Raw genomic sequence first — 13,786 nt, forward strand, 5'->3', positions numbered from 1 at the left:
GCTGAATCCTCTTGATCACATTGCCGTACGGTATGGCCCATGAGCGCCATCCATGTCCCTGGCAACATGCGCTATTCCTGGCTCGGCCTTCTGCGGCACGTGGGCCCGGTGGCCATTGAGCGTGCATACGGGGATGACCCCGAACACCTCGCGGCTGAAGCTCGCTCTCGAAACTGGCTGGGCTCACCTGGGGTCACTGAGCCCGAGATCGTGCAGCACGAGCAGCGTCTCGGTGTCCGCCTGCCACCGAGCTACAAGGAATTCCTCCAGGTCACCAACGGTTGGGACGAGGACGGTATCGCCTGCGGCCGATTGCTGCCGCTTGCCGAGATCGGCTGGCTTCGTGATCTCGATCCGCATCTGGCCGGCATGTGGTCATCCCCGGACGAGGAGCTCCTGAGCGTGCCCGATGAGGACTACTTCGTCTACGGGGAAGGCCAGGACACGGTCCATCTCCGGGCAGAGTACCTACCAGACACCCTCCAGATCGGCGAATACGACGACGGCACGTACCTCCTCAACCCTCACATCAAGACCCCGGACGGTGAGTGGGAGGCCTGGTATCTCGCACCCTGGCTACCTGGGGCCGAACGCTGCCGCTCCTTCTGGGATCTCATGAACAGCCAGTTGCGAGAGTACACAGAGGCTCCATAGGGGTTACGCGGTCCGGCTCCGCCGCGCGAAGAGGTCGAGACGCCGACGATGAACCGGTCGCTGCGAGTACGGATCGGTCACCACCTGACCGGCCGGGCGGTGCCGTACATCGGCTGCCACCGCTGTCACCGAACCTCTGCGGTCAGCGGTGCCCCAGGACGTTGACCACGCGGCCGTTCGGGTCACGGACGAAGAACCGGCGGACGCCCCACTCCTCGTCCTGCAACGGATGCACGACCAGCGGCGATAACCCCGAAAACACCGTACTCACCAGTTCGTTGACATCACGCACAACTCACCGTGACGCAGCAGGACGTTCGGTCACCGCCGAATCTGCGATAGAGCCGAAATCCGTACAGTCCCGTTCGACGCCGTCTCGCCGTGACTTGGCCAGGTAGTAGAGGCCGATTCCCAGCCCGGTCGTCAGCAGGATGAGCCCGAGAGCGATCATCGCGATGATGGTGGGCCATTGGAGATGCTGCGGGAGGTACAGGGCCAAAAACCACGATCGGGTGACCTCGCCGGTGATCAGCATGAGCGCGGGCACGATGCCTTGGGCCCCCAGAGGCACCCAGCACAAGGTCAAGCTCACGATGACGTAGGTACGCAGACCCGCCGGGGCCAGGTCGAGGCCGAGCCTTTCCAGGCCTAGGCCGGGTTTCGGCAGGTGCGGTCTGCCCGGTTCCAGAGCCGGGAGCGGGCGAAGGGCCGGTCGCGTCCGCTTGGGTGGGATACCGGTTCGCAGGTGCAGGAGAAGTTCGGGCGCGCTCGACTGGAGTCTGGCCGCGGCGAGATGCCCCAGCAGCCAGGTGAGCGCGGCACCGCTGATCAGACCCACGGCTGGTCCCGCCCAGACCGGGCCCAGCCGTACCGCGAAGTAGGCGGGGGTGGCGGTCGCCGCGGTGAGGAGCAGTACCAGCAGCACCTGAGTGAAGTCGGTGCCGTTCTCCAGCAGGTTGCCGCCTCTGCGGTGCGGGTCGGTCATGGGGACCGGCCGCAGGACCGACACCAGCACGGTGACGCCCGCACCGCCGCCCAGCAGCGCGGGGACGAGCGCGGCCAGCCAGGGCCACAGGTCGTAGTGGCCGGTGAGGGCCAGCGCTGCGGCGGTGAGGACGACGGTCGGCGGCGCCGTGACCAGGAGCCAGGCGAGCTGACGGCCGCGGATGTCGAGGCGCGCGGCGCCGGGGATCATCATCTTGCCCCACAGCTCGGTACCGTCCTCGCCGTACAGGTTGGCGGAGATGGCGGCGGTCCACAGGGCGAAGACCAGACCGGTCCAGGGCAGGAAGATCGATGCGCCGATGGCCAGCGGCAGCAGGCAGAACACCAGCGCGTAGCACAGGGCGAAGCACAGGTAGTGGAAGCGCAGCAGGTCTCTGGACCAGGTGCGCAGTTCCCTGGCGGCGACCGCGGTCACCGGGCTCCTGGCCCAGCCGCTGGAGGTAACCCTGGCTGGGCGTCCGCTCGCGCGCCGGGTGGTCAGCCGCCGCTTCAGCAGGCCGGCCCAGCCGTACAGACAGACGACGCCGAGTGCGGCCAGCCCCGCCAGGGCAGCGGCCGCCGTGAGCCATTGGCCCTGCCCGGCCGCCCGCACGGCGACCAGGCCCCAGCCGGAGGGCAGCGCCCTGACCCAGGTGGAGAAGGAGTCGGGGAAGCCGGTGCGCAGGGCGGCCTGCACGAGGGGCGACAGCACCCAGCTGGAGTGCAGGGCGGCCAGGATGGCGGCGCTGATGAGGGCGGCCAGCGCGGCGCCCGTCTTGGACCGCATGACCTGGCCGAGTGCCGCGGTGACCAGCCGGGAGGCCAGCACGCACACCACCAGCTGGAGAGCGACGGCGAGCATGCCGACCGCTGTGGCCACCGTGCCGAGTTCGGCTTTGACGGCCACCACGACGAGCGCGGCGAAGGCCACGAGTGTGACAACGGGAGCGACACCGACAAAGGCGGCCCCCGCCAGTCCGGCCGCGAGGCGGCGAGGGGTGAACGACAGCAGCGAGAAATGCTCGGGGCGCAGCGCTTCATCGCCGCCACCGAAGAGCGCGGGGCCCAGCAGCCAACCCACGGTCCACAGGGCGAAACCCGCGCCGAGCAGGTCGAACGGCAGCGACGCGACCTGATAGTCGCGCCCCGCGAGCACGATCAGACCCGCCGCGAGAGCCAGCCCGGTCAGAGCGCCGGTGACCATCTGGGCGGCACGCCGGCCGGTCATGGAGTGCCGCAGCACGGTCAGTTTCATTTTGATCAGGAGGACAACCATGCCAGCTCACCCACCTCGGGGATCTGGCCGCCGACCAGGCTCACGAACCGCTCCTCCAAACTCTGGCCGGACCGCACATCCTGCAACGGGCCCGAGGCCACGACCCGGCCGGAGGCGATCACCGCCACGTGGTCGCACAACTGCTCGACCACGGCCATCACGTGGCTGGAGAACACCACCGAGCCACCGCCGCGCACGAACCGCTGCAAGATCACCTTGATGGTGGCGGCCGAGATGGGGTCGACGGCCTCCAGCGGTTCATCCAGTACCAGCAACTTCGGCGCGTGCAGCAGTGCCGTGGCCAGGCCGATCTTCTTGCGCATACCGGTGGAGTACTCCATCACCAGGGCGCGCTCGGCCGTGTCCAACTCCAAGATCTCCAGCAGTTCACCCGCCCGCCGCTCGACCTCCTCCGGCTCCATGCCGCGCAGCAGGCCGGTGAAACGCAGCAGCTCACGACCGGTCAGCCGTTCGGGCATGGCCAGCCCGTCGAGCAGCACGCCGATCAGTTCCTTGGCCCGGGAGGCGTCGTCCCATACGTCGAGACCGAAGATCTCGGCTCGGCCCGCATCTGGCCGGAGCAATCCCACCGCCATCGACAACGAGGTGGTCTTGCCCGCGCCGTTGGGGCCGACCAGACCGAAGAACGATCCGCTCGGCACCTCCAGCTCGATGCGGTCGACCACGAGCCGGCGGCCGAACGTCTTGACCAGACCGGTGAGCCGAATCGCCGGATCAGTGGTTGGTGATCTCAACGGTCCCCTTTCCCTCAATCAGAACGGCACGTGCCGTGCCGTCCTGAATCCTGCTGCAGGGCAGCCGGAGTTGTCAATACGGCACGTGCCGTTCCGCTACGGTGATGGCATGACCGACAAGCGCAGCGCCAAGGCCGCCGGCCGGACCGAAGCCATCATGCGGACCACGCTGGAACTAGGCCAGGAGATCGGTTACGCCAAGCTCAGCATCGAAGCGGTCGCGGCCCGCGCCGGCGTCGGCAAGCACACGATCTACCGCCGCTGGCCGTCCAAGGGCGCCCTGTTCCTCGACTCGCTCCTGTCGTTGAACAGGCCTGGTCTGGACTACCCCGATACCGGCGACGTCGTTGCCGACCTGCGTGAGCAGATCCACATGGCCATTGATCTGCTGGACCGGCCGCCATTGGGCCCGTTGTATCGGGCCCTGATCGGTGAGGCACTACTCAATCCCCAGGTCGCCGCAGCGCTCAATGACCACTTCATCACCCCGCAGGCGGAAATGACCGTCGCCCGGCTGAAGGCTGCCCGCGATCAAGGTCAACTGTCGCCCGACTTCGACCTGGACCTGGCGATGGGCATCTTGTCGGGTCCGCTGTACTTCCGGGCCCTGATCATCCAAGAGCCACTGACGCACGAGTACGTCGACCGCGTGATCGAGGCCCTCTTCGCCGGGATGGGACCCAGGCGTTGATTCGGAGGGCGAGCCGAAGTTCCAGGGCATGGGTCGAGTCCATCGACGTCAGCGGTTGGATCGATGGGTGAAGACCGCCAGGGGCAGCCGGGAGGAACCGGCCAGGTGGCCGGCTTCGCGCCAACCCATGTTCCGGTAGAGGCCGGCTGCGGGCGCCTCGGTTGAGGTGATCAACCATGCTGCAGGCCAGTCGGCGACCATGTCGGTGAGCAGGGCACGCGCGATCCCTTGTCCGCGGCTGTCGGGGTGGACGAACACCGGACACGGTGGTGGCGCCGACGAACAGAGCGTCACCTTCGTGCCTGTCCCAGATCTCAAAGGTGGGTTCGAAGAAATCGTCGAGGTGCCGGGGAACGGCCTCGGCCTGAGCGCCGAGTCGTGCCAGGAACTCCTGTGGAGTGAGCCCGCGCACCAGCGTCAGGCAGTACGCCTCAGCCAGATGGGAGAACTGATTGCAGAACCAGGCGTACTGAGCAGCAGTGGCGCTCATGCTCGCATCCGCTCCCGACAAACACGTCCCATCCAGGCGTTCGCTGCGCCCCTGAGGGTCTGACCGGCCATAGTGCCCGAACTCACTGACCCGGACTTACCTTCGCACCGGGTGGTGCCGACAGTCGGCAACAGATGACGCCGCGACTCATCGGCGTACCACCCCCAGCAGGAGCTGGGGCCTCATGGAAGCGCTGAAGGTTAGTCGTCGAGCGCATCGGAGATCTGCCGATTGGCACGGGAGCGCTGGCCGTCGATGCACTTGGCGTAGACGCGCAGGAGGACATCAACACCGTGTCCGGCGCGCTGGGCAACTTCAGCGTGATCTGGCGTGGAACCCCGGGCGTTTACGCCCGGGAGGAAACGACAGCGCGGGAGGGCCTCCGGGCCCGGGCGGTGCCGTGACAGCTGGTCCTTGTGAGCAGCTCAGCCCGGCCGTTTCTGGTTCTCGATGTACTCCTTGATGATCGACAGCGGGGCGCCGCCGCAGGAAGCGGCCAAGTACGACGGGGACCAGAAGCGCCCACCCCACAGGTATTGGCGGACGTGCGGGCCAAACTCTTTACGCAGGAGCCGGGCCGAGACGCCTTTGAGGGAGTTGACCAGGACCGACAGGGCGACTTTGGGCGGGTAGTGGACCAGCAGGTGCACATGATCGTGCTCGCCGTTGAATTCGACCAGGACGGCGCCGAAGTTGTCGCATACCTCGATCATGATGTCTTCGCAGCGGCGCAGGATCTCGTCGGTGAACACCTCGCGCCGATACTTGGGTGTGAAGACCAAGTGGGCGTGGAGGCTGTAGATGACGGTCCGGCCTCTGCGGATATCGGGGTTCGGTTCCCATCGTGGTGACATGGGCCAAATGATAGTGTGTTCGATTGTGAAACTGGTGGTGCAGGTGAAGCTCCTGCCAACGCTCGAGCAGGCGGCGGCGCTGGAGGTGACCCTGCGCGAGTGCAACCAAGCGGCCGATCTCGTCGCGCGCACCGCGTTCACCACCGGGATCACCCGCGAATACGACCTGCGCAAGCAGACCTATGCGACGTTGAAGGAGCGGGGCCTGGGTGCCCAGGCCGCCCAGCATGTGATCAAGAAGGTCGCCGACGCCTACACCACGTTGAAGGCGAATCTGCGGGCCGGAAACCTGGGACCGCCGACCTCGCCACGCCGGATCCGCGCCGAGAACAAACCCATCGCCTTTCGCCCGCATGCCGCCCAGCCCTACGACGATCGCTGTCTATCGTGGCAGCTGCAGGCGGGCACGGTGTCGATCTGGACGACGGCCGGGCGGCTGCGTGGTGTCGCGTTCATCTGCTCCGACCAGCAACGGGCGATGCTGAGTGCCCATCGCCGGGGCGAGTCGGATCTGGTCTTGCGGGACGGCAGGTGGTTCCTGATCGCCACCTGTGACCTCCCCGACGTCCCGCTCGCCGAGCCGGATGGATTCCTCGGCGTGGATCTGGGCATCGCCAACATCGCCACCACCTCAGAGGGGACCCGGCACACCGGGAGGGCTCTGAACGCGGTCCGGCACCGCAACCGGGAACTGCGCCGCCGGTTGCAGGCCAAGAAGACCAAATCCGCCAAGCGGCTACTCAAGCGGCGCCGCCGTAAGGAAGCCCGGTTCGCCGCCGACACCAACCATGTGATCGCCAAACGCATCGTGACCGAGGCAGAACGCACCGGACGCGGGATCGCCCTGGAAGACCTCCACGGGATCCGCGAGCGGGTACGGCTCCGCAAGCCCCAGCGGGTCACGCTGCACTCATGGAGCTTCCACCAGCTCGGCTCCTTCATCACCTACAAGGCGGCCCGAGCCGGAGTGCCGGTGGTGTACGTGGACGCGGCCTACACCTCGCAGGGGTGCTCGGCATGCGGCCACATCTCGAAGAAGAACCGGCCTGATCAGGCCGCCTTCCGATGCATGTCGTGCGGCTTCGCTGAGCACGCCGACGTGAACGCAGCCCGCAACATCGCCGCGCGCGGTGAGGCGGGATGGGCAGTGAGTCACGCTGCCGACGACGCGGCCTGAACCGTGCACCCCATGCACGGTGAGGAGCTGCAAGCTCGGCCCTTCGGGGCCGAGAAGCTGACTTGGAGGAACTCCGGCATTGAGCCAGAGCGAGACCGCAGCATGCCTCAGGTCGTACAGCCGAGCCGCCAGCGGGCAGGCGACCTGCCCGGCGGTGAAGGCCCGTCGTCGGGCCTCCTGCCAGACCATCGGCGGAGAGCAGAAACGCCTTCTGATCAACCCTGTGTAACGCCACGCGGGCCGCCTGGGGATGTGTAGGAGACGAGGTTACCCAGAAGGGACTCATGGTGGATCGGGAACAGGGCGTGATCGTGTGCCGCGCGGCACGCCAGGTAGTCGAAGGTGGTGTTCTGACCGGGGAGTCATCGTTCGCTTCCGGCCTGCGCGCCTGGACGCCTGAGGCCGCGGACGAGTTGTTCCGCCGGTTCGTGGAGAACTTCGACGAGTCATCTGACGAGTTTCTGGTCAAGCTCAAACGGCAGATCTCCGAGGGCGGCGACGCGGCGATCGTGCTTGCCGCCGAACTGCTCTATCTCAACGTCATGCCGCTGAGCCCGGCCACAATCGGCGTCAATCGTAAATTCGAGATCCTGGACAGCGTGCTGTCGTGGGCATCCTTCCAGGTGAGGGTGCCCGACGCGTTGGCTGCGGCGGCCTCACCGGGCTACATGAAGGGTGGCCAGGCGTTCCTCAACTACCGCTGGGCCCAGTTCGCCTTCCTCATCCGCCTCACGCGGCTGTTGGTGAAGTTACCGCTCGACGAACGGGAATCGGCTCTGCGGGATCCGTGGCGCTTCCGGGACCTGGCCGAATCGGTGCTCACCGACTACGACGGCAAGTCGCGAGCCCGCGCCCAGTTCCACGTGCTGCTGTTTCTGCTGTTCCCCGAGGTGTTCGCCCCGGTCTCGGTCGAGCGCAACAAGCAGCTTATCCGGGATGCCTTCGCCGACCGGCTGGCCGAGCCGACCGGGGATTTCGACCGTGACATCTATGCTATCCGCCAGCAGATCGAAGCAGAACACGGCGGACAGTTCAGCTTCTACGACGAGCCCTGGCGGTCTCGTTGGGAGCCGCCTCCGCCACCGCGGCCGCAGAAGGGCTGGCTGGTGCGTGGGGCCAACGTCGACGGCGTCAACGCGATCCCGCTGTGGCTGGCCGAGAGCTTTTGCTCAGTCAGCTTTTCGGACATCGAACAACTACCGGCCGGCGCGTCCCGACAGCAGGTCAAGGACGCTGTCGCCGCCGGGCTTCCCGACGCCAAACAAGGCAGCAAGGACGTCGCGGCTGGGCAGCTGTGGCGTTTCCTCAGCGGCTTCCAACCCGGTGATCTCATCGCGACCGTCGACGGCGACGCCGTCTATGTCGGCACCATCACCGGCGACGCGTATTACGACGATTCCGCCGGCCGTGGCCTGGCTCGCCGCCGCTCGACCAAGTGGAACCCCACCGCCATGAGCCGCCAGACCCTCCCCGAGGAAGCCCAGGCCAAGCTCAAGACCGCGATGACGATCGGCGAGCTGACCAGCGTGATCGCGGCGCTGGCCACCGGCGCCGGACTGGAGGAACAGCTCACCGACGAGGTGCTGGCCAAGGACGAGACCCGCGGCCTGATCGTCCCAGCACTCACCCAGGCGTTCGCCGACGACCTGCTCATGCCGCTCGACTGGCTGCAGGAGACCGCCGACCTGCTGACCGCCAAACGGCAGATGATCCTGTACGGCCCGCCCGGCACCGGCAAAACCTACCTGGCCACCAAGCTCGGTGAGGCGCTGGCCGGTCCCGATCGCACCAGCCTGGTGCAGTTCCATCCTTCCTACGGGTACGAGGACTTCATCGAAGGCTTCCGCCCCCGGCTCGGCGAGAACGGCACGATCGGCTTCGACCTGGTGCCCGGCCCGTTCAAGAACGCCGTGGAAGCCGCCGAGAAGGAGCCGGACCGGCCGTATGTCCTGGTCATCGATGAGATCAACCGCGCCAATCTGGCCAAGGTGTTCGGCGAGTTGTACTTCTTGCTGGAGTACCGGAATCACGAGATCACCCTGCAGTACTCGCCGGACGAGCCGTTCAAGCTGCCCAAGAATGTCTTCGTCATCGGCACGATGAACACCGTCGACCGCTCGGTGGCATTGATCGACGCGGCGATGCGCCGTCGGTTCGTCTTCCGCGCCCTGGCCCCCGACCGGCCACCAGTCGACGGGCTGCTACGCCGCTGGCTGGAGCGCGAGCGGCTCCCCGTCCTACCCGCGCTCCTGCTGGAGGAGGTCAACCGCCGCCTGAACGACCCGGACCGCGCCGTCGGCCCCTCCTACCTGATGACGCCCGACGTGGCCACCCGGCGCGGGCTGGAACTCATCTGGGCGGCTGAGCTCCTGCCCCTGCTGGAAGACCAGCTCTACGGCAAACTCGACGACATCGAGGCCAGGTACGGCCTCCCTGTCCTGCTCGCCGCGCTCGGCCACACCCTGCCGTGACTCTGCGTCTCCACCTCGCCGAGGCCACAGCCGGCCCGCCTCGGGCTCTGACCCCGGCGCAGGTCGCCACGCTGGCCACGGTCCCCGGCCTGGTCACCATCACCCCGACCGGGGGCGGGCTGTGGCGGCTCGCGGGGCGCCAGCGGGTTGGGATCGTACGGCTGGGCCACGGCGACGGCGCCATCGAGATGCGCGTCCGGCCGAAACTGCCTGTCCGGCGGCTGCTCGGCCTGCTCGGGCACGACGACGTCTGGCGACACCGCCAGATCACCGCCGCCACCGACGACCTACTCGTCCCCGCACTGGCCACCGTGTTCGCCCGTGCCGCGGAGCGTGTGCTTCGCGGCGGGGTTCTGCACGGTTATGTCTACCGCGAGGACGCTCTCACCGTCGTGCGGGGCCGGATCCGCACCAGCGCCCAGCTGAGCCGCCGGATGGGGCTGCCCACCGCGATCGAGGTCGCCTACGACGACTACCTGGCCGACATCCCCGAAAACCAGATCCTGCTCGGCGCGATCGAGCTCGCCCAGACCCTGCCTGATGTCGCGGACGCCACGCTCGCGATGCTGCGACACCTGAGCGCGCGGCTGGTCGGCGTTGTCCCCGTCCACCCCGGGGCACCGCTGCCGCCGTGGCGACCAACCCGGCTCAACGAGCGATATGTCCCCGCGCTCCGGCTGGCCGAGCTGCTCCTTTCCGGAGCCTCACTTCAGCAGGAGGGTTCGCGGGCGATACAGATCGACGGGTTCATCCTGAACATGCCCCAGATCTTCGAACGCTTCCTCACCCGGCAACTCACCACCGTGCTCCTGCCGTACGGCTTGCGCTGCGTCGCCCAGCAGGGGCACCGGCTCGATCAGCAGAGGCGAGTGCTCTTCCAGCCCGACATCCTCGTCTGTCGCGACGGGCGGCCCGAAGTGGTCGTCGACGCGAAGTATCGGACGCTGGATGGTGCTCCGCCAACGGGGCATCTGTTTCAGCTGATCTCCTACTGCATCGCTCTCGGCCTCACCGACGGGCACCTCGTCTACGCCTCCGGGACGCCGTCAGCGGAGCCGTACCAGATCAAGAATTCGGATATCAGGGTGCACGTACACGTCCTGGACCTCGACCAGGAGCCCGCCGACCTGGAAAACGCCGTAGCCGCGTTGCTCGGGCGCCTGACGGAACGTTCCTAAGGACCAGCGAGGGTGACCTGGTCGAGCCCGTCACCCGACGAGATCAATCTATCCCCGGGCGTGTGGACGGAGACGTGACAGCGGATACCTTCGTGGATTCGGCGGCCTTCCGCACCGCCCGCTGAGCCTCCCCTCATACGGGCTGTTCGTGCCTCAGCCGCGCGTGCTCTCGTCGCTCGGCTCGTTCAGCGGGGTCAGCGCGGCCGAGGCCGCGTTGTGGTCCATCCCGGTCGCCTCGAGCAGATCGACGGCGATGGAGCGCAGCTGCGCGATGGTGACGTTCGCGGAGAAGCCCAGGTTTTTGGGCCGCTCCCGCGCGGCGACGGCGAGCAACGCCTGCCTGGCCAGCATCGGTTCGCGCCCAGCCCCCAGTTCGAGCTGGAGCAGCAGCGCCGCCTCTGAGACCTCGCGCAGCGACTCGGCCAGCGCGGCCGGTGGCGGGCTGGCCTCACCCAGCGCCGCGAGCGTGCGGCGGACCAGCACCCGTGCGTTGCGCAGCGCCAGGTCCACCGGTACGGCGGCGGTCTCGTACCTGGTTAGTCTGGCCCGGTGATGCCAGCGCAGCGGCGAGATCATGATGATCTCCTTGCTGTTCTCCAGCGCCGCCTCGAACTCCTCGACCGCCGTCTGGGTCCTGCGTCCGCACTCCAGGGCCTCGGCGGCCAGGTCCATATCGCACTTCTCGATCGCCTCCGCCGCCTGCTCCAGCACGGTGGAGAGGGCGTCGAGCACGCCGGACAGATGCTTGCCCGCGATGGTGAGCGGGCTGGCGGGCAGCAATGCGACCGCGGCGATGCCGATGACGCCGCCGGTGAGCGCGTCGGCCATCCGGTCCAGCCCGCCGACGTCCTCGCCCGGCACCAGCATGGCGACCAGCACCGCGGACGACCCGACCTGCGACACGAACAGCTCACCGCTGTTCAGCAGCCCCGCGATGGTCATCGCCAGCGCGATCACGAGCGCCATCTGCCAGGGACCCGAGCCGATCCAGGACACCAGCAGGTCGCCGATGCCCACGCCCAGACTGACGCCGACCACCAGCTCGGCCACCCTGCGCAGTCGCCGCCCGAGCCCCACACCCACGCAGATCATCACGGAGATGGGCGCGAAGAGGGGATGAGCGTGGCCGAGCAGATGAACGGCGACGATCCAGGCCAGCGCGGCGCCCACGGCACACTGCGCGATGGAGGGCACAATCGGGCCAAACGTGCCCAGCCGTTTCCTAACTTGATCACTGAGCCACGTTCGCACTCCTCCACGATGGCGGATCTTTATGACATTAGGATCACATTTGCTCCGAGTTCTTATGATTCGGACCATTCGGCGAAGGTCCGGGTGGCCACAGCCTTCTGGGGCGGATGGCACGAAACCGGGGCCGAGGAGGGGACGAGGGCGGGTCACTCGTCGAGGGCGTTATTGATCTTTTCGTTGATGTGGTCCTACTGGCCGTCCGTGCACTTGGCGTAGACACGGAGCAGAACGTCCACGCTGTGACCGGCCCGCTTGGCCACCTCGATAGCCGGCACGCCCGCGTTCAGCCAGAGCGACACGGCCGCATGGCGCAGGTCGTACGGCCGGGCGGCCAACAATGACTCCACCTGAGCCGGGGGCAGAGCGAGTTTCCGCGCCTCCTGCCAGACGTAGGAGTGCGCCGAGCTGGAGTAGGACCCGTCATTGGCCGTGCGGAACAGCCTGCCGTCATTGGCCGTGCCGTAGGTCTCGCCCTGCTTCACATCAAAAGGACTCATACGTCTATGTCTCACAGCAGTCTGACAGAGAGGGCAGCCACGACGTATTCGAGTTGACCAGGCATCGGGATTCATCGTTCTTGACGATCGAATGGATCGGTTTCTTCTGTTGGACAGCTCAATCCGAGTCGCGCAGACTCCGATATGGATCTCGTCGAAGGAGGCAGAGCGATGGAGTACCGCACCTTGGGCAGCACCGGCACGGTGGTGTCCTCGCAGTGCCTGGGCACGATGACGTTCGGCAAGGAGAGCAGCGAGGAGGTGTCGCATGCTCAGCTCGACCGGTTCGTTGAGCGCGGGGGGAACTTCATCGACACCGCCAATGTGTACTCCGGAGGATTGTCCGAGGAGATTGTTGGTCGCTGGTTGGCGACCCGGTCGGGGCTACGGGATCAGCTCGTCATCGCGACGAAGGGACGCTTCCCGATGGGGGCTGGGCCCAATGATGCGGGCCTGACCCGCACCAACCTGTCCCGGGCGTTGGAAGCGAGTCTGCGGCGGCTCGGGGTCGAGACCGTCGACCTCTACCAGGCGCACGCCTGGGATCCCCTGACCCCGATCGAGGAGACGCTCGGCTTCTTCGACGACGCGGTGCGCGCAGGCAAGATCCGCTACGCGGGTGTCAGCAACTTCCTCGGCTGGCAGTTGCAGAAGGCGGCGCTGCTGACGCAGTTCCGTGGGCTCGCGCCGATCGTGACGCTGCAGCCCCAGTACAACCTGCTGGTGCGTGACATCGAGTTCGAGCTGGTGGATGTGTGCCGCAACGAGAACATCGGGATCCTGCCGTGGTCGCCGCTGGCCGGTGGCTGGTTGACGGGGAAGTACACGCGTGACCATGCGCCGACCGGCGCGACTCGGCTCGGCGAGGACCCGCAGCGCGGCATGGAGGCCTATGCCCCGCGCAACGCGCAGGAGCGCACCTGGCAGGTCATCGACACGGTGCGGCAGGTCGCCGAGGTGCGTGGCGTGTCCATGTCACAAGTGGCGCTGGCCTGGGTCGCGGGCCGGCCCGCGGTCACGTCAGTGATCCTCGGCGCACGCACGCTCGAACAGCTCGACGACAACCTCGGCGCCGCCGAGTTGCACCTGTCCGAGAAGGAGACAGACCTGCTCACCGAGGCTAGCTCGCCGATCGTGTCCGACTATCCGTACGGCACACCGGGCATCCAGCAGCGCTCGCGTGTCCTGAACCCTCCCAGTTGATCGGTCGGGTGAGCGTTGCCGGCGGGACTGGTGGGGCCGATGGCCGTTGCAATGATCGGCATACTCGCCGAGCACCGAGCGAAGGCGCCGTCCGTCGTAGATCAACATGCGGTCGGTGCACTCGGCTCGTACGGTGCGCACCCATCGCCCGGCGTGGCAGTTGGCCCGGGGCGTCCACGGCGGCGTCTTCACCACCGTCATGCCCTCGCCGGTGGACACTTCATCGAGAACGCCGGTGAACGTGGCGTCACGACCGCGGATGAGGAAGCGGAACAAGCCCGCTCGGCCGCCCGAGATCCATGTAC

The 13,786-nt window shown here is 67.2% G+C and carries 12 protein-coding genes and 3 pseudogenes; 6 read left to right on the forward strand and 9 right to left on the reverse strand.

All coding sequences use genetic code 11. From position 1 onward, the window contains the following. Nucleotides 1-39: 39 nt before the first annotated feature. The gene (locus FHR32_RS10040; RefSeq protein WP_184754061.1) at nt 40-654 is read left to right on the forward strand and encodes an SMI1/KNR4 family protein; all 615 of its coding nucleotides are present in this window, start codon (nt 40-42) and stop codon (nt 652-654) included. Nucleotides 655-796: 142 nt separating this feature from the next. On the opposite strand, the pseudogene FHR32_RS10045 reads toward FHR32_RS10040, so the two are convergent. From FHR32_RS10045 to FHR32_RS10055, 3 genes and pseudogenes are all read right to left on the reverse strand, one after another. Continuing rightward, nucleotides 797-892 (reverse strand): annotated as a pseudogene (locus tag FHR32_RS10045) (VOC family protein); the annotation flags it as partial. Between the two features lie 57 nt (nt 893-949). After that, entirely contained in the window at nt 950-2,914 is a 1,965-nt protein-coding gene (locus FHR32_RS10050) for a hypothetical protein (RefSeq protein ID WP_184754062.1), read from the reverse strand. Beyond that, nucleotides 2,899-3,669: an ABC transporter ATP-binding protein gene (locus FHR32_RS10055; RefSeq protein WP_221465342.1), complete on the reverse strand. Its 771-nt coding sequence runs from the start codon at nt 3,667-3,669 to the stop codon at nt 2,899-2,901. Before FHR32_RS10055 ends, FHR32_RS10050 begins: the two co-directional genes overlap by 16 nt. Before the next feature lie 109 nt (nt 3,670-3,778). Between FHR32_RS10055 and FHR32_RS10060 the strand changes: the two genes are divergently transcribed. Further along, nucleotides 3,779-4,360, forward strand: a complete 582-nt coding sequence (locus tag FHR32_RS10060; RefSeq protein WP_246466076.1) for a TetR/AcrR family transcriptional regulator — start codon at nt 3,779-3,781, stop codon at nt 4,358-4,360. Between the two features lie 48 nt (nt 4,361-4,408). Here the strand turns inward: FHR32_RS10060 and FHR32_RS10065 are convergent, their stop codons facing one another. From FHR32_RS10065 to tnpA, 3 genes and pseudogenes are all read right to left on the reverse strand, one after another. Beyond that, the gene (locus FHR32_RS10065) at nt 4,409-4,618 is read right to left on the reverse strand and encodes a GNAT family N-acetyltransferase (protein WP_184754064.1); all 210 of its coding nucleotides are present in this window, start codon (nt 4,616-4,618) and stop codon (nt 4,409-4,411) included. Nucleotides 4,619-4,676: 58 nt separating this feature from the next. Further along, nucleotides 4,677-4,850 (reverse strand): annotated as a pseudogene (locus tag FHR32_RS42920) (DUF6461 domain-containing protein); the annotation flags it as partial. Between the two features lie 425 nt (nt 4,851-5,275). After that, on the reverse strand, nt 5,276-5,704 hold the full coding sequence (gene tnpA / locus FHR32_RS10070) for an IS200/IS605 family transposase (RefSeq protein WP_184754065.1): 429 nt from the start codon (nt 5,702-5,704) through the stop codon (nt 5,276-5,278). Nucleotides 5,705-5,729: 25 nt separating this feature from the next. On the opposite strand from tnpA, the gene FHR32_RS10075 reads away from it, so the two are divergent. The 3 genes from FHR32_RS10075 (at nt 5,730) to FHR32_RS10085 (ending at nt 10,530) form a co-directional block, all read left to right on the forward strand. Beyond that, nucleotides 5,730-6,881 (forward strand): RNA-guided endonuclease InsQ/TnpB family protein, encoded by a 1,152-nt coding sequence (locus FHR32_RS10075; protein WP_312882219.1) that lies wholly within the window; start codon nt 5,730-5,732, stop codon nt 6,879-6,881. A gap of 284 nt (nt 6,882-7,165) precedes the next feature. Beyond that, nucleotides 7,166-9,352, forward strand: a complete 2,187-nt coding sequence (locus FHR32_RS10080) for an McrB family protein (RefSeq protein WP_221465343.1) — start codon at nt 7,166-7,168, stop codon at nt 9,350-9,352. Next, nucleotides 9,349-10,530, forward strand: coding sequence for an McrC family protein (locus tag FHR32_RS10085; RefSeq protein WP_184754066.1), 1,182 nt, complete (start codon nt 9,349-9,351; stop codon nt 10,528-10,530). Before FHR32_RS10080 ends, FHR32_RS10085 begins: the two co-directional genes overlap by 4 nt. Nucleotides 10,531-10,683: 153 nt before the next feature. On the opposite strand, the gene FHR32_RS10090 is transcribed toward FHR32_RS10085, so the two are convergent. Further along, nucleotides 10,684-11,724 carry an FUSC family protein gene (locus FHR32_RS10090; protein ID WP_312882221.1) on the reverse strand — a complete coding sequence of 347 codons (1,041 nt, stop codon included), beginning with the start codon at nt 11,722-11,724 and terminating at the stop codon, nt 10,684-10,686. 245 nt (nt 11,725-11,969) lie between these two features. Then, entirely contained in the window at nt 11,970-12,278 is a 309-nt protein-coding gene (locus FHR32_RS10095) for a hypothetical protein (protein ID WP_312882222.1), read from the reverse strand. 171 nt (nt 12,279-12,449) lie between these two features. On the opposite strand from FHR32_RS10095, the gene FHR32_RS10100 reads away from it, so the two are divergent. After that, complete coding sequence (locus tag FHR32_RS10100; protein WP_184754068.1) at nt 12,450-13,481, forward strand: aldo/keto reductase; 1,032 nt, start codon at nt 12,450-12,452, stop codon at nt 13,479-13,481. Nucleotides 13,482-13,499: 18 nt separating this feature from the next. On the opposite strand, the pseudogene FHR32_RS47205 reads toward FHR32_RS10100, so the two are convergent. Further along, nucleotides 13,500-13,682, reverse strand: a pseudogene (locus tag FHR32_RS47205) (integrase core domain-containing protein); the annotation flags it as partial. Between the last annotated feature and the right edge of the window lie 104 nt (nt 13,683-13,786).

It is taken from the genome of Streptosporangium album (assembly GCF_014203795.1).
In the GTDB taxonomy this organism is placed as follows: domain Bacteria; phylum Actinomycetota; class Actinomycetes; order Streptosporangiales; family Streptosporangiaceae; genus Streptosporangium; species Streptosporangium album.

Coding starts and splice junctions, on each gene's coding strand:
- FHR32_RS10060 (WP_246466076.1), top strand. CDS start 3,779: ATGACCGACAAGCGCAGCGCCAAGGCCGCCGGCCGGACCGAAGCCATC.
- tnpA (WP_184754065.1), bottom strand. CDS start 5,704: ATGTCACCACGATGGGAACCGAACCCCGATATCCGCAGAGGCCGGACC.
- FHR32_RS10100 (WP_184754068.1), top strand. CDS start 12,450: ATGGAGTACCGCACCTTGGGCAGCACCGGCACGGTGGTGTCCTCGCAG.
- FHR32_RS10050 (WP_184754062.1), bottom strand. CDS start 2,914: ATGGTTGTCCTCCTGATCAAAATGAAACTGACCGTGCTGCGGCACTCC.
- FHR32_RS10080 (WP_221465343.1), top strand. CDS start 7,166: ATGGTGGATCGGGAACAGGGCGTGATCGTGTGCCGCGCGGCACGCCAG.
- FHR32_RS10095 (WP_312882222.1), bottom strand. CDS start 12,278: ATGAGTCCTTTTGATGTGAAGCAGGGCGAGACCTACGGCACGGCCAAT.
- FHR32_RS10040 (WP_184754061.1), top strand. CDS start 40: ATGAGCGCCATCCATGTCCCTGGCAACATGCGCTATTCCTGGCTCGGC.